This is a genomic window from Pseudarthrobacter sp. fls2-241-R2A-127, from assembly GCF_030209355.1.
Classification (GTDB): Bacteria; Actinomycetota; Actinomycetes; order Actinomycetales; family Micrococcaceae; genus Arthrobacter.
This window is the reverse complement of the sequence record NZ_JARVSF010000012.1, coordinates 59994-75338: the sequence shown is the minus strand read 5'-3', so window position 1 is coordinate 75338 and position 15345 is coordinate 59994. Positions and strand designations below refer to the sequence as shown.

Genomic DNA, 15345 nt, shown 5'->3' with positions numbered 1-15345 from the left:
TTTTGGAATCGATTCCAAAAGACCCCGCAAAGAGTGCGGGAAGTATTTGGAATCGATTCCAAATCTTGTCAGGAACGTCGCCGGGACGTCAACCCCCTTGTCAGTTCTTCGTGGAATCCCGGATGACCAGCTGGTGCGGAAGGAACATCCGGCCGCGGCGGTGCCTCCCCGGCTCCGTCATCCGTTCAAGGAGCGCCCCGAACGCCACGCGGCCCATCTCGTAGGCGGGCTGCCGGATGGTGGTCAGTTCGGGGACGCACATCTCGGCCTGGATGGAGTCATCAAAGCCCGCAACGGCCAGATCCTCCGGAACCCGGAGGCCGGCGTCAGTGATTTCGCGAACGCAGCCGGCCGCCACCGTGTCGCTGCCGCAGAATACGGCGTCGGGAAGCTGATCCCCGGCGAGGAGGTCGCGGGTGAGCTGCCGGCCGGCGTGGAAATCAAAATCACCGGCGGCGAACAGGCACCGTGCCGCATCCAGGCCCGCTTCAGCCAGCGCTTCCCGGAACCCTTGTTCGCGCAGCCGTCCGGACCGCGCCGCGCGGTTGCCGATCATGGAAAGCCGCCGGGCGCCGGTCGCGATGAGGTGCCGGGTGATGTCACGGGCTGCCTGGCGGTCATCAATCGAGACTCCAAAGGCTTCTTCCGACTCCGCTATTTCACACAACTGGACCACGCTCAGCTGGGTGGCGAGGGCTTCCACATCGTGATCGGGCATGGTGGGTGAAAACAGGACCAGCCCGTCCACGGACCCGTTCCGGAGCATGTCCACCAACTGCTGCTCCCGGTCCAGGCTCCCGGAGGTAGGGGCAATCAGGCTGACATAGCCGGACTGTGCCGCGGCGTCGCCCACCCCGCGGAAGGCCTCGCTGATGACCGGCGACTCAAGGTTCTTGGCGAGGGCAAGGATGCGCATGGTCCGGTCGCGGCGCAGGTCCCTGGCGGAGGCGAGCGGCCGGTAGTTGAGCTCCCGGATGGCCCCGGCCACCTTTTCCCTGCTGGAAGCACTCACTGCGGGGCTGCCGTTGAGGACGCGGGACACCGTGCCGACGGATACCCCCGCCGTTTTGGCGACGTCCTGCACGGTCGCTCGAGCCATTCCGATGTGTCCTTCCGCGGGCCGGGCCCAGCAGTGTTCCGGTGTTTTTTCAGCTTAGCCGCCGCCGTCGGGCCTTCCCGCAAAGCATGCCGGGGGTGACGCCCCGGCATGTTCCGGGATCCGAAACATGCAATTAACACAACGGCCCGACGCCCGAAACGTCCACTTGGCTAATCTGATGCAACAAGGTTTAATCTTAGCAAACACCGACCCGGACAGGAATGTTTCGATGACCAGTGTCGCAACCCCTGCTGTAACCCCAGCCCCCGCAGCCGCCCCCGCGGCCCGCGCGGATGCCGCCGGGATTTCCCTGGCGGACATCGCCCGCGCCCATGACGTCCGCTTCCTCCTTGCCACCTTCGTGGACATGACCGGCAAGCCCTGCGCCAAGCTGGTGCCCGTCGACGCCGCCGACGAACTCGAAGCAGGCGCCATGGGCTTCGCCGGCTACGCCGCCGGCCTCATCGGCCAGAAGCCCCAGGACGGGGACCTCATCGCGGTCCCGGACCTCGCCTCCTTCACCCCGGTTCCCTTCATCAGGGAGGGCCTGGCCATCATCCACTGCGACCCGCACGTGGACGGCAAACCATGGCCCTACGCCCCGCGCGTCATCCTCAAGAATGCGCTGGCCCGCCTCGCGGACCAGGACATGCAGGCCAAGGTCGGCGCCGAGGTGGAGTACTTCCTGGTGAAGAAGAACGACGACGGGACGCTGAGTACCGCCGATGCCCGCGACGATTCGCCCCGCCCCTGCTATGACGCCCGCGGCGTCACCCGGATGTACGAACACCTCACCTCCATCAGCGACGCGATGAACTCGCTGGGATGGGGCAACTACGCCAACGACCACGAGGACGCCGCCGGCCAGTTCGAGCAGAACTTCAACTACGCGGACGCGCTCACCACCGCGGACCGGGTTGTCTCCCTCCGCTACATCCTGAACATCCTGGCCGAGCAGCGCGGCATGACCGCCACCTTCATGCCCAAACCGTTCACGGACCGCACCGGCACGGGGCTGCACTTCCACCTCTCGCTGTGGTCCGGTGCGGAGGCGCTGTTCCCGGCGGGGGAGGGGAGCCCGGAACCGGGAGAACCAGGCGGCCGCGGCCTGGGGCTCTCCGGCCTCGCCTATTCCTTCATCGGCGGCATCCTGGACCACGCCCCGGCGCTTCAGGCCTTCCTGGCCCCGACGGTCAACTCTTACAAGCGCTCCGGCGCCACCACCAGCTCCTCCGGCGCCACCTGGTCGCCGCGGAAGGCATCCTTCGGCGGCAACGACCGCACCCACATGATCCGGGTGCCGGACAACAAGCGGATCGAGCTGCGCTCCGGCGACGGCTCTGCCAACCCTTACCTGGCCATCGCCACCGCCATCGCGGCGGGGCTGGACGGGGTGGAGAAGTCCCTCGATCCGGGGACGCCGTCCGGGCCTGGGGAGTCCAAGCCGGACGCCCACCTGCTGCCCGCCACCCTGCTCCACGCCGTGGAAGCGCTCCGGAAGGACCCCGTGATCCTGGCCAGCCTCAGCGGTAATCCGGAGATCGGGACCTACTACGCGGACGCCAAGGAAGAGGAATTCCTCAGCTGGCACAACCAGGTCAGCGACTGGGAAATCCGAACCTATTTGACCTCCATCTGATCCCTACGAAGTAAAGGACTCCCACCATGTGCGGAATCGCCGCGCTGCAGCTGCGCAATCCCTCGCTGCACCCCCAGATGGGCAGCCTGCTGTCCTCGATGCTCTGCCAGATCGTGGACCGCGGACCGGACTCCGCCGGCCTCGCCGTCTACAACACCCCCGGCCTGGTCGCCCCCGGCACGTCCACCCTGAGCCTGCTCGGCAGGAACCAGGGCATGGCGACGGCGGACATCACCGCAGGTGTCGCGGCGCTCCTGGCGTCCGATGCGGCACCCTCAGTGCAGGTGGTGGGCGACACCACCCTGGTAAGCGCCGCCGTCGGCACGGACCTCCTGGTGAAGGCCGTCAGCGAAACCCTTCCCGCCGCCACCATCATCGGCCGCGGCGAACACGTGGCCGTAATGAAGAGCGTGGGCCACCCAATGGAGATCGCCGCCGAGCACGGGCTGGAAGCGATGGCCGGAAGCCAGGGCCTCTCCCACACCCGGATGGCCACCGAATCAGCCGTCACCGCCGGCGGCTCGCACCCCTTTTCCGTCGCCGACGACCTCTGCCTGGTGCACAACGGCTCCTTCTCCAACCACGCCACCGTCCGCCGTGAGCTCAAGCGCGAAGGCATGGTGTTCGATTCCGAGAACGACACCGAAGTGGGCGCCCGCTACGTCGCCTCCAGGCTCAAGCAGGGCGACACCCTCGAAGAGGCCCTGGTGAACCTGGGCAAGGTCCTGGACGGCTTCTACACCCTGGTGGTCACCACCGCCGACAGCATGGCCGTGGTCCGCGATCCCATCGCCTGCAAGCCCGCCATCATCGCTGAAACCGGCGACTACGTGGCCATGGCCTCCGAATACCGTGCCCTGGCTGCCCTGCCCGGCATCGACAACGCCCGCATCTTTGAACCGGAACCCGGAAAGGTCTACACATGGTCACTCTGACAGCCCCCGAAGCCACTGCCCCCGCACTGGACGGCCCCACCGTCGTGGACCTCGCCGGAGCCCCGGTCCGCGACCTGAACCAGGCCCTGCACCAGGGCGCCGGCGGACAGTCCTGGACCATCACCAACCCCGGCGGAAAGCACAGCCTGGCCGTGGGCATCAACGCCGACGTCTCGGTCACCATCGAAGGCCATGCCGGCTATTACGCAGCCGGGATGCACCAAAAGGGGACAGTGGAGATCACCGGCAACGCCGGCGTCGGGCTCGCCGAGAACATCATGTCCGGCACCGTCCACGTCAAGGGCGACGCCTCCCAGTCCGCGGCCGCCACCGGCCACGGCGGCCTGGTGGTCATCGACGGCAACGCCGGGGCCCGCTGCGGGATCTCCATGAAGGGCGTGGACATCGTGGTGGGCGGCAACATCGGCCACATGTCAGCGTTCATGGCCCAGGCCGGGCGGCTGGTGGTCTGCGGCGACGCCGGAGATGCCCTGGGCGACTCCATCTACGAGGCCCGGATCTACGTCAAGGGCACCGTGGCCTCGCTCGGTGCGGACTGCATCGAAAAGCCCCTGAGGGCCGAGCACCTCGAAGAGCTCGCGGACCTGCTGGCCGCCGCCGGCCGCACCGACAACCCGGCAGATTTCAAGCGCTATGGCTCCGCCCGGAACCTCTACCACTTCCACGTCGACAACTCGACTGCCTACTAGGAGGCCCCCAATGACCATTACCTCCGTCCCCACTCCCGCCGTAGCACCCGTCCAGGACATCGCTGAGCTGGGCCTGCGCGAGTCCGCGACGTTCGACCGCGCCACCATCGCCGACATCCAGCGCGCCGCGGCCACCGGCGTCTACGACATCCGCGGCTGGGGCGCAAAGCGCAAGGTCCCGCACTTCGACGACCTGCTCTTCCTCGGCGCCTCCATGTCCCGCTACCCGCTGGAGGGCTACCGCGAAAAGTGCGATACCGACGTGGTCCTCGGCGACCGGTACGCCAGCCGTCCGCTGCACCTGGCCACCCCGGTGACCATTGCGGGCATGAGTTTCGGCGCCCTGTCCGCCAACGCCAAGGAGGCGCTGGGCCGCGGCGCGTCCGAGGTGGGCACCTCCACCACCACGGGCGACGGCGGTATGACCCCTGAGGAGCGCGGCCAGTCCAAGCACCTGGTGTACCAGTACCTGCCTTCCCGCTACGGCATGAACCCGGACGATCTCCGCAAGGCCGACGCCATTGAGATCGTGCTGGGCCAGGGCGCCAAGCCCGGTGGCGGCGGCATGCTGCTCGGCCAGAAAATCACCGAACGGGTGGCCGGGATGCGCACCCTGCCGGTGGGCATCGACCAGCGCTCCGCCAGCCGGCACCCGGACTGGACCGGCCCGGACGACCTCGAGATCAAGATCGGCGAACTGCGCGAGATCACCGACTGGAAGACCCCCATCTACGTCAAGATCGGCGCGTCCCGGCCGTACTACGACACCGCTCTCGCCGTGAAGTCCGGTGCGGACGTGGTGGTGCTGGACGGCATGCAGGGCGGCACCGCGGCCACGCAGCAGGTGTTCATCGAGAACGTCGGCATCCCCACCCTCGCCGCCATCCCGCAGGCCGTCCAGGCGCTGCAGGAACTGGGCATGCACCGCAAGGTCCAGCTGATCGTCTCCGGCGGCATCCGCACCGGCGCCGACGTCGCCAAGGCCATGGCCCTGGGCGCGGACGCCGTCGCCATCGGAACCGCCGCGCTGATCGCCCTGGGCGACAACGACCCCCGCTACGCCGCCGAATACTCGGCCCTGGGCTCCGCCGCCGGGTTCTACGACGACTTCCAGGACGGCCGCGACCCCGCCGGCATCACCACCCAGGACCCGGAGCTGTCCTCCCGCCTGGACCCCGTGGCCGCCGGTAAGCGGCTGGCCAACTACCTCCGCGTCCTCACCATGGAAGCCCAGACCATCGCCCGCGCCTGCGGAAAGTCGCACCTGCACAACCTGGAACCGGAAGACCTGGTGGCGCTGACCATCGAAGCCTCCGCCATGGCCCGGGTGCCGCTGGCCGGGACCAGCTGGATCCCCGGAGTCCAGGGGAGCTTCTGATGCCTGGCTACTTTTCCGGCGCGTCGGATTACGTGGTGGTGGGCGCCGGTCTGGCCGGTGCCGCCACCGCCTGGCAGCTCGCCGCCCGCGGCCACCAGGTCACCCTCCTGGAACGCGACATCCCGGCAGCGCACGACGGCAGCTCGCACGGCTCCGCCCGGATCTTCCGCTACGCCTACCCGGACCCCTTCTACACGCAGGCGGTCCAGGATTCGAAGGCGCTCTGGGACGGGCTCACCCTGGAGGCCGGCACCGAGCTGATCACCCCCTTCGGTGCCGTGGACTACGGCCCCAAGCGCAACCCGGCGCAGCTCGCTGACGTGTTGGCCGGCGCCGGCGTGGAGCACGAGCTGCTGTCCGCCGCCGAAGCCCGGTCCCGCTGGCCGCAGATCGCCTTCGACACCGAGGTCCTCTGGCACCCCGGCGCCGGCGTGATCGACGCCGAAACGTCCGTCAATGCCATGGTGGCGCTCGCCGTCGGCCGCGGCGCCCGGCTGCTGACGGGCTGGGAGCTGCAAAGCGTGGAAGCACGGGACGCCGGCTACCGGCTGCACTCCGCGGCAGGGGAAACGCTCGACGCCGGCAACCTGGTGGTCAGCGCCGGCGGCTGGCTGCCGCGGCTGCTGGAGTCCCTGCCGCTCCCGGCCGGGTTCGTTGCGGGCCTGCCGGAATTCTCCGTCCGCCAGGAGCAGGCCTTCCACTTCCGGTACAGGGAGGATGACGGCGGCTCGGGCACGGGTGCCCCGGGCTGGCCCACCTTCATCCACAAAGCCGCGGACATCCAGGCCTACGGGCTTCCCGGCGGCCGGGACGCGGGCTTTGCCGGCCAGAAGGTGGCCGAATACAACGGCGGCCCGCGGATCCGGTCCGCGGCAGCCCAAACCGGTGTGGTGGACCCGGCCAACCGCACCCGCGTGGTGGACTACGTCCGCCGCTATCTGCCAGGACTGGACCCGGAACCCTACGCCGAAACCACGTGCCTGTTCACCAACACCCCCAACGAGGACTTCCTCATCGACCGGGCCGACAACCTCACCATCGTCTCGCCGTGCTCAGGGCACGGGGCCAAGTTTGCGCCGCTGATCGGACAGTGGGCCGCGGACCTGGCCACTGGCACCGGGACTGTTCCCGCCCGGTTCCGCAGCGCATCGACCACAGCATTGACCTCATAGAACGGATCCCCGTGAGCTTTCCCCAGACAGCACGCGTGCTGCCCGCGGTGCCCGCCGAAACTGCCGGCGCACCAACTGTTGCCGGCCTCCTCAAGGACATTTCCGGCGTCGGCCGCGACACCACCCGGGGCGGCTACTCCCGCCCGGTGTTCTCCACGGCCGAAACCGACCTGCGCGCCTGGTTCATCGAACAGGCCGTCCGGCGCGGGCTGGATGTGCACACGGACGCCAACGGGATCATCTGGGCATGGTGGGACACCGCCGCCGGTGTGCGGACAGACGCCGTGGCCACCGGCAGCCACCTCGATTCCGTCCCCGGCGGCGGCGAGTACGACGGCCCGCTCGGCGTCGCCTCGGCGCTTGTCGCCGTCGACCTCCTCAAGGCCCGGAACTTCCGGCCGCGCCGGCCCCTGGCGCTCGCCGTCTTCCCGGAGGAGGAGGGTTCGCGGTTCGGCGTCGCCTGCCTCGGCTCCAGGCTCCTGACCGGGGAACTGGACGCCAGCAAGGCCCGGAACCTCAAGGATCCGGATGGCAACACTTACGCGGACGTCGCCGCCGCGACCGGCCAGGACCCCCGGTTCATCGGGCCTGACTTTATGGCCCTGCAGCAGCTGGGGATGTTCGTGGAACTGCACGTGGAACAGGGGCGGGGGCTCATTGACCTCAACCAGCCGGTGGCCATCGGCTCGTCCATCCTGGGCCACGGCCGGTGGAAGCTGAGCATCGCGGGGGAGGGAAACCACGCCGGCACCACGCTCATGAAGGACCGAAAAGACCCGATGATCGCCGCCGCCAAGGTGATGGTTTCCATCCGGGATGCGGCCCGAAAGTACAAGGACGCCCGCGCGACGGTGGGCCGCGTGAAGCCCGTCCCCGGCGGCACCAACGTAATCGCCTCCCGGGTGGACCTGTGGATCGACGTCCGGCACCCGGAAGACTCCGTCACGGCCGCACTGGTGGAGGCCATCGGGCTGAACGCCCGGGTCCTCGCCGCCGAGGAAGGCTGCACGGCGGTCCTGGGCACGGAGTCGCTCAGCCCCACCGTGCATTTCGACGGCGTACTGCGGGACCGGCTGCGGGAACTGCTGCCGGCCGCACCTGTACTGGACACCGGTGCCGGACACGACGCTGGAGTGCTCGCGGCACACCTGCCCGCCGCCATGTTGTTCGTCCGCAACCCCACCGGCATCTCGCACTCGCCGGACGAACTCGTCGAGGACCGGGACGCCGAAGCCGGCGCACTCGCCCTGGCGGACTCCCTCGCCGGGCTGCTCGGTGAGGCCCGCGCCATTGCCTAGCGCCGGCGTCGTACACGGGACCTCCCGCGGCCCGCCTAAGATGGCTGACATGACCGAACAGGCCGGAGACCGCGGCGACGACGTGAGCCGCGACCAGGAAGCCGGGCAGCCTGCCGGCCGGCTGGAGCAGGTCATCGCGGCGCAGGTGCGTCACTACCGCACCACGCAGGGTCTTTCCTCGGCCGAACTCGCGGCACGCACCGGCATCTCCAAAGCGATGATTTCCCGCGTCGAGACCGCCACCACCTCCTGTTCCCTGACCACCCTGCAGCGGCTCGTCGACGGGCTGAACGTCCCCGTCACGGCACTGTTCCGCGGCGCGGACACCGACCGGGACGCCACCTTCACCAAAAGCGGGCAGGGCAGCCTGACCGTCCGCAGCGGCACCCAGCATGGCCACGAATACCGCGTCCTGGGCACGCTCAAAGGCCGCACGGATGCGCTGGAACCCACGCTGGTGACCCTCACGGACGCCAGCGATGTGTTTCCGCTGTTCCAGCACCCCGGCACCGAATTCATCTACATGCTCGCCGGGAAGATGGTCTACGGCCACGGCTCCTACGAGTACGCAATGGAGCCGGGAGACTCCCTGCTGCTCGACGGCGAAGGCCCGCACGGCCCGCTGGAACTCCTTGACCTGCCCATCCAGTTCCTGGCCATCTCCGCTAAATAGCGCCGCCCGCAACGGGTGGCTTTGCAGTAACTCCTGCGCTCTGCGGGACGCCTGAAACCCGGGTGTAGATGACTGAAACGATCATTTAACACACCGGAAACCCACCCAAAAATCACCGCCATACATTGGTATCAGACGGCAACAGCCGCCCCTCCCGCTGAACGTGGTTTCTCCGGCCACGTCCCTCCGCAGAGCGGCTCTGACGGCAATAGACCGTTCTCTCTTCGCATCACGAAAGGGGTTTCCCATGGATTCGGGAAATGTCGCTTGGATTTTGGCCAGCTCGGCGCTGGTGTGCATGATGATACCCGCCCTGGCCCTGTTTTACGGGGGCATGGTGGGGTCGCGCCGCATTCTCAACATGATGATGATGTGCTTCGGCGGCGCCAGCCTGGTGGCCGTCCTCTGGGCACTGTTCGGCTACTCCATGGCCTTCGGCAACTCGGTGGGCGGCCTGGGCCTGATCGGTGACGTCACCGAATTCCCCGGCATGGGGCAGCTGCTGGCCAAGGATGATTCGGCGTCCATCCCGGTCATCCTGTTCGCAGCATTCCAGCTGTTCTTCGCCTGCGTCACCACGGCACTGGTTGCCGGAGCTGCCGCAGGGCGCATGAAGTTCGGCGCCTGGATGGTGTTCGCAGGTATCTGGGCCACCGTGGTCTACTTCCCCATCGCGCACTGGGTGTTCGCGTTCGACTCAGCGGACGGCAGCACGGTGGGCGGCTGGATCGCCAACGGCATCAAGGCCATCGACTTCGCCGGCGGCACCGCGGTGCATATGAACGCCGGCGCCGCAGCCCTGGCCCTGGCCCTCGTCCTGGGCAAGAGCTCCGGCTGGCCCAAGGTTGAACACGCCAAGCCGCACAGCCGTCCCCTGGTACTGCTGGGCGCAGGCCTGCTGTGGGTGGGCTGGTTCGGCTTCAACGCCGGCTCCGCGCTCGCCGCCGGCCAGTCCGCGGCCGTTGTCTTCCTCAACACCGCCGTCGCCGCCGCGGCCGGCCTGCTCGCCTGGGCCCTTGTGGAGCGGTTCCGCCACGGCGCAGCCACCAGCATGGGCGCCGCATCCGGCCTGATCGCCGCGCTGGTGGCCATCACCCCCGCCTGCGGCGCCGTCAGCCCGCTGGGTGCCCTGGCCATCGGCGCCATCGCCGGCGCCGTCTGCTCGCTGGCCATCGAATGGAAGTTCCGGCTGGGCTTCGACGATTCGCTCGACGTCGTGGGCGTCCACCTCGTGGGTGGCATCCTCGGCACCCTGCTGATCGGCCTCTTCGCCACGGACAAGGCCCCGAACGGCGTCAGCGGCCTCTTCTACGGCGGCGGCTTCGATCTGCTGGGAGTCCAGGCGATCGCCACCGTCAGCGTCCTGGCCTACTCCTTCGGCGTCACCTGGATCCTGGCCAAGGTCCTGGACAAGGCCATGGGCGGCCTGCGCATCAAGCCTGAGGACGAGCTCCGCGGCATCGACCTCGCAGCCCACTCCGAGCTTGCCTACCTTACCGACGAGGACCCGGTGGAACTGGGCTCGCCGCAGCGGGTCTAGCTCCGGACCTCCGGTGCAACGCTGCCGGGCGCCCACCTGCTGGGGGCGGCGCCCGGCGGACGCGTCCGCGTCAAAAGTCCCAGCGCACGAGTCAGGGCCAAACCTTGGACCGGTGCCGGCAACCGCCGGCTTATAGTTCCAGGGTTTGGCCCTTCGCCGTGCCTAGTGTTCCGTGCACACCAGGACCCCGTCACGCACTTCCAGTACGGCGGCGCGGACGTGGCTGAGGCGCGTGCGCGGGCCCGGTGCCATGGTGCCGATGTCCTCGCCGCCCCAACAGGGATGCGTGAAGTAGACCAACAGTGCACGGTCCGCGCCGGCGTCGGACGTTTCACCGTCCCGGAGGGGCACCACGTCCGCGTGGCGCCCGACGACGGGCCTTCCGTCCCAGGATTCCGGCGCCGTGAGGAGCAACCCGCCCAGATGGTCCTGCCGGGCCCAGTTCCCGTTACCGCCGGCCGACCGGTACACCGCCTGGCCGCGCCATTCGTCCACGATCATCCAATAACTGCCGCCCAGCGCGAAGACCTTGGGCCCCTCGTGTGGCCGGCCTGGCATGGCGACGCCCTCCAGGCTCCATGACGCCGGATCGTCAGGGGTATCCGTGACGGCGCTGTGCGTGGTGGAACCGCGGGCTTCATCCTTATACCAGAGCCGGTACCGGCCGTCGCCGCACCGGGCAACGGCGGCATCAATCACCCGGGGCGAGTCCAGGCCGATGCCGCCCAGGTACTCCCAGGACCGCAGGTCAACACTGGCGAACTGGACGATTTCCGCCCTGCCGGTCCAATCCGTCCGCCGGCCACCCAACACTGTCAGGTACATGATCCACCGGTTGCCGATGCGTACGACGTCGGGCGCCCAGAGGGTTGCCGGGAGTTCCGTTCCCGGTGGGATGAGTCCCTCAACGGTGCCCTGGTAGCGCCAGGTGGCGCCGCCGTCGGACGACCTCGCAACGCCGATCCCGGTTCCGTGCACCCACTCCACGCCGGTCAGTCCCGGAGCTGTGGCGCGCCGCTGGGTGTAGAAGAGGACCCACTCGCCGCTGGAATGGTCGGCCACCAGGACGGGGTCCGTGGGTCCGTCCCATATCGGATCGCGGTACGGGACGGTGAAGGCGTCCGCGCGCAGCGGCAGTGCTGCCGGGGCAACGGTTTCCTGGGCGGCCTGCTGCTGGGGCACAGTATTCTCCAACGTTGTAGTTTTGCGGTGGAGAACAGCATATGCGGGAACGGGCGGCGAGCCAACGCGGTTCGCTACTCCTTGAACAACCCCGCCAGGTCCTCGGCCGTGATGGCGCCGCCGGACAGGGCATCGCCCTCCATGACGTCCGCGAACAGCTGCGACTTCCGGGTCTTCAGCGCCATGACCTTCTCCTCGATGGTGTCCTTGGCCACGAGCCGGTACACCATCACGTTCCGGGCCTGCCCAATGCGGTGCGTCCGGTCCACGGCCTGCGCCTCCGAGGCCGGGTTCCACCAGGGATCCAGGAGGAAGACGTAGTCCGCCTCGGTGAGGTTGAGCCCGAAGCCGCCGGCCTTGAGCGAAATCAGGAACACCGGGGCGCTGCCGTTCTTGAATTCGCTGACCACGTCGGCACGGTTCCGGGTGCCGCCGTCCAGGTAGCAGTATTCGATCTTTTCCTCGTCCAGCCGCTCCCGCACCTTCCCCAGGAACCCGGTGAACTGGCTGAAGATCAGTGCGCGGTGCCCCTCGGCCACCAGGTCCTCCAGCTGCTCGAACAGCACATCGAGCTTGGAGGACCTTACTGCGGACAAGGACGGATCCACCAGTGACACGTCCAGGCTGAGCTGCCGCAGCAGCGTCAGCGACTGGAAAATGGTGAAGCGGTTCTTGTTGACGTCCTCGATCAGCCCCAGGATCTTTTGCCGTTCGCGCTGCAGGTGCGTCTGGTACACCTTCTGGTGCCGCGGATTCAGTACCACTTCCAGGATTTGCTCCTGCTTCGGTGGCAGGTCCTTGATCACCTGGTCCTTGGTGCGCCGCATCATCAGCGGCCGGACCCGGCGCCTGAGCTTCTCGAGCTGCCCCTTGTCGCCGTTCTTTTCCACCGGCTTCTGGTAGTACTCGGCAAAACGCTTGGGGCTGGAGAACAAGCCGGGAGCCACGATGGACGTCAGGGCCCAGAACTCCATCAGGTTGTTCTCCAGCGGGGTGCCGGTGATGGCCAGCTTGAACGCCGCCGGCAGCTTCCGGGCGCACTGGTAGGCCTTGGACTGGTGGTTCTTGACGAACTGCGCCTCGTCCAGGACCAGCCCGGCCCACGTGCGGGAGGCGTAGGCCTCATAGTCGATGCGGAACAAAGCGTAGGAGGTGATGACGACGTCGGCCCCGCCCAGGGCCTCGGCCACGTCCTGGCCGCTCTTGCCGAATGTCTCGCCCACCGTGCGGACGGTCAGGCCGGGGGCGAAGCGCGCGGCCTCAAGCGCCCAGTTGCCCACCACGCTGGTGGGTGCCACCACCAGGAAGGGTGCGCCCGCGGCCGGCCGGCCTTCAGCGCCGGCGGCAGCACCGGCGTCGGGCGTTTCCAGGGACGAAGCTGCCGTGTCGGCCTGGTCCTTCGCGGCGCACATCAGTGCCAGCGCCTGCACGGTCTTGCCCAGGCCCATGTCGTCGGCCAGGACGCCTCCCAGCCCATGCTTGTAGAGGAAGCTGAGCCAGTTGTAGCCCTCCAGCTGGTACGGGCGCAGCTCCGCGTTCAGGGACGCAGGCAGCGGCAGCCCGTCCACGCCACCTTCCAGGAGGCCGCCAACGGCCGAGCGCCACGCGGCAGCCTGCTGGTCCACGATGCCCAGCTGCGCCAGCTCGTCCCAGAGCCCTGCCTGGAAGCGGCTGATCTGCAGCGGCGCATCCTTGTTGTCCTGCAGCGAGCGGGCTTCCTCGATCAGCGCCCGCAACTGGTGCAGTTCCGGCAGGTCCAGCGAGAAGTAGGCGCCGCTGGGCAGCAGCATCTTGGTCTGCCCGGCGGCGAGCGCGGAGAACACGGCGGCGAAGGAAACGGGCTGGCCCTCGAGGGAAATCTGGATGCCGAGGTCGAACCAGTCCCGCTGTTCGGTGGCCTTGGTGGAGATGGACACCACCGGCGCTTCCTCCGCTTCGCGGTAGTCGGCGATCTCGCCGACGGTTTCCACGTCCACATCCGGTGCTTCCCGCAGCCGGGGCAGCACTTCCTCGGTGAACGCCAGCGTGTCCAGGCCTTTGAGTTCCACAGACGCCGCCAGGCGCGGAGTGCCCCAGCCGCCGGTGGCGGACTCGCCGAGGGCGGATACGGTGTCCCAGGGCTGGCCGATTCCTTCAAGGATGCGGGACTCGGCGGTGTCGTCCCGGTACCCCTGGTCGCCAGGGTGCCGCCACAGCGGCTGTGCGGTGACCAGTTTCCCGGTGCGGTAGTGCCACTCCCAGTGCAGCCGCACCCGGTGGTCCGCCCCGTAGTTGGCCAGCAGGGACAGCGTGGGAACTGCGAGCTCGGGGAGTTCCACCGACTCATCCCGTGCCGTGACCCTGGCGGCCTGCTTGAGTTTCGGGTAGAAGCCCGTGAGGAAGCGCGACTCGTCCTTGGCAGGAATGTGGAGGGTGCTGCCGGCCGTGACGAACGCCAGGAGCTCCTCGCTCAGCCCGGTCTCCAGGGGTGCCAGCGTAATGGCGCCGTCCGGGTCCGGGACGCCCGGCAGTGCAGCCTCGCCGGAGGTGAAGAAGAGGCCGTGGGCGGGCCGGCCGATGGTTCCCACCGCCGCCGGATCAACCTCTTCCCCCTCCACGGCGATGGTGGGCGACAACTCCAGCCCGGCGTCGGAGACCGCACTGCCGGACGCTTCCGGGCGGGCCGGTGCGCCGTCCGCCGGTGCCCCGAACCTGCTCAGGGAAAGTCCGACGGCGGCGGGGGACTCCGCGACCCGGACCGGCTCAGTGCCACGCGAGTGGACAAGTGCGAGCCCGATCTTCCTGGCATCGGAGAGCAGGCTCCACAGGTTCTTCCCGGCGTAGGAGTTCAGGCCCAGCCACAGGCCCGCTGAATTGTGCGTCCTGCTGGCGGAGGAAGAATGGCCGGCCAGGAACTCCTGCATCCACTCCACATGCGCCTGGTTCGATTCGCGCCGGAAATTCAGGTAGCTCAGGGTGTTCCAGGAAACGTCTCCGCGGATCCACTTACCCTTGGCCCCCATGATCACCGGCCGGACCTTGAGCTGGCGCACACCCCGCACCGGGTCGCGGCGGCCGGTGTAGGAGAAATGCGGCGGCGGCTCTTCAATCTCGAACTGCAGCGCCAGGGGGATACCACTGGTGGACGGGGCGGCGCCGGGCTGGGAAATCAGCGGGCTGAGGGCCTGTTCCCAGTCCGAGAGGGCTGCCGAGGGGGCGCGGGACACCTGCGTGGCCGTGGACGGGGCCAGCAGCTGCATCCGGATGGCCGGGTTGTCCTCCGCCGCGAAGAGCAGGGCAGCCACATGCTTGCAGTCCTTGCGGACAGGGCAGCTGCACACGCCTACGGTGCAGCTCCACCCGCCTGCCTTGCGGACCAGCTTGGCGGTGGTGGAGTACGGAACTTCCGCGCCGCCCCGGACCTTGCCCAGCATGAGCCCGGTGCCGGCGTCGAACGACATGCCCGAAACCCTGCTGGCCATGGCATACGCCAGCCCGGCCGCGAGGGAGCGGTCGTTGATGGCGGGTGTCTGTATTGCCAGTGCCGCACTTTCGTCCGGTTGGGATGGCATGGTGCGCGCTACTTTCAGCAGGCCACGGCGGAGCCGGGTCCGGTGGGTGGTTATCTGATCCATCTTAGTTCGCCCGCCGGCAAGGCCATGCCCGCCGTCTTTCCGGGCCGCCTCGGAAACTTCGCTTGACGTTCACTTCCTCCTCGACGCTGCCGTGAACTGGCCCCC

At 68.4% G+C, this 15345-nt stretch carries 11 protein-coding genes; 8 read left to right on the top strand and 3 right to left on the bottom strand.

The genetic code is table 11. From position 1 onward, the window contains the following. Positions 1-100: 100 nt before the first annotated feature. The gene (locus QRN53_RS09570; protein ID WP_285243781.1) at positions 101-1099 is read right to left on the bottom strand and encodes a LacI family DNA-binding transcriptional regulator; all 999 of its coding nucleotides are present in this window, start codon (positions 1097-1099) and stop codon (positions 101-103) included. 229 nt (positions 1100-1328) lie between these two features. Between QRN53_RS09570 and glnT the strand changes: the two genes are divergently transcribed. The 8 genes from glnT (at position 1329) to QRN53_RS09530 (ending at position 10444) form a co-directional block, all read left to right on the top strand. Then, complete coding sequence (gene glnT, locus QRN53_RS09565) at positions 1329-2738, top strand: type III glutamate--ammonia ligase (RefSeq protein WP_285243780.1); 1410 nt, start codon at positions 1329-1331, stop codon at positions 2736-2738. Between the two features lie 26 nt (positions 2739-2764). Next, the gene (locus QRN53_RS09560) at positions 2765-3673 is read left to right on the top strand and encodes a class II glutamine amidotransferase domain-containing protein (protein WP_285243779.1); all 909 of its coding nucleotides are present in this window, start codon (positions 2765-2767) and stop codon (positions 3671-3673) included. Beyond that, a complete protein-coding gene (locus QRN53_RS09555; protein WP_285243778.1) occupies positions 3661-4383 on the top strand; it encodes a GltB/FmdC/FwdC-like GXGXG domain-containing protein in 723 nt (240 codons plus the stop codon). Before QRN53_RS09560 ends, QRN53_RS09555 begins: the two co-directional genes overlap by 13 nt. A gap of 10 nt (positions 4384-4393) precedes the next feature. Further along, complete coding sequence (locus QRN53_RS09550; protein ID WP_285243777.1) at positions 4394-5761, top strand: FMN-binding glutamate synthase family protein; 1368 nt, start codon at positions 4394-4396, stop codon at positions 5759-5761. After that, positions 5761-6933 carry an FAD-dependent oxidoreductase gene (locus tag QRN53_RS09545; protein ID WP_285243776.1) on the top strand — a complete coding sequence of 391 codons (1173 nt, stop codon included), beginning with the start codon at positions 5761-5763 and terminating at the stop codon, positions 6931-6933. The genes QRN53_RS09550 and QRN53_RS09545 overlap by 1 nt, the downstream gene beginning before the upstream one ends. A gap of 11 nt (positions 6934-6944) precedes the next feature. Continuing rightward, on the top strand, positions 6945-8231 hold the full coding sequence (locus tag QRN53_RS09540; RefSeq protein ID WP_285243775.1) for an allantoate amidohydrolase: 1287 nt from the start codon (positions 6945-6947) through the stop codon (positions 8229-8231). Between the two features lie 49 nt (positions 8232-8280). Next, positions 8281-8904 carry a helix-turn-helix domain-containing protein gene (locus tag QRN53_RS09535; protein ID WP_285243774.1) on the top strand — a complete coding sequence of 208 codons (624 nt, stop codon included), beginning with the start codon at positions 8281-8283 and terminating at the stop codon, positions 8902-8904. A 247-nt stretch (positions 8905-9151) separates the two neighbouring features. Continuing rightward, positions 9152-10444, top strand: coding sequence for an ammonium transporter (locus tag QRN53_RS09530; RefSeq protein WP_285243773.1), 1293 nt, complete (start codon positions 9152-9154; stop codon positions 10442-10444). Between the two features lie 162 nt (positions 10445-10606). Here the strand turns inward: QRN53_RS09530 and QRN53_RS09525 are convergent, their stop codons facing one another. After that, positions 10607-11626 (bottom strand): glycoside hydrolase family protein, encoded by a 1020-nt coding sequence (locus QRN53_RS09525; protein ID WP_285243772.1) that lies wholly within the window; start codon positions 11624-11626, stop codon positions 10607-10609. 74 nt (positions 11627-11700) lie between these two features. Beyond that, a complete protein-coding gene (locus QRN53_RS09520) occupies positions 11701-15177 on the bottom strand; it encodes a DEAD/DEAH box helicase (protein WP_285243905.1) in 3477 nt (1158 codons plus the stop codon). Positions 15178-15345: the final 168 nt, after the last annotated feature.

Excerpts from the sequence above, each read along its gene's own strand:
- QRN53_RS09520 (WP_285243905.1), bottom strand. The coding sequence starts at position 15,177 with ATGCCATCCCAACCGGACGAAAGTGCGGCACTGGCAATACAGACACCC.
- QRN53_RS09550 (WP_285243777.1), top strand. The coding sequence starts at position 4,394 with ATGACCATTACCTCCGTCCCCACTCCCGCCGTAGCACCCGTCCAGGAC.
- QRN53_RS09545 (WP_285243776.1), top strand. The coding sequence starts at position 5,761 with ATGCCTGGCTACTTTTCCGGCGCGTCGGATTACGTGGTGGTGGGCGCC.
- QRN53_RS09570 (WP_285243781.1), bottom strand. The coding sequence starts at position 1,099 with ATGGCTCGAGCGACCGTGCAGGACGTCGCCAAAACGGCGGGGGTATCC.
- QRN53_RS09535 (WP_285243774.1), top strand. The coding sequence starts at position 8,281 with ATGACCGAACAGGCCGGAGACCGCGGCGACGACGTGAGCCGCGACCAG.
- QRN53_RS09560 (WP_285243779.1), top strand. The coding sequence starts at position 2,765 with ATGTGCGGAATCGCCGCGCTGCAGCTGCGCAATCCCTCGCTGCACCCC.
- glnT (WP_285243780.1), top strand. The coding sequence starts at position 1,329 with ATGACCAGTGTCGCAACCCCTGCTGTAACCCCAGCCCCCGCAGCCGCC.
- QRN53_RS09530 (WP_285243773.1), top strand. The coding sequence starts at position 9,152 with ATGGATTCGGGAAATGTCGCTTGGATTTTGGCCAGCTCGGCGCTGGTG.
- QRN53_RS09555 (WP_285243778.1), top strand. The coding sequence starts at position 3,661 with ATGGTCACTCTGACAGCCCCCGAAGCCACTGCCCCCGCACTGGACGGC.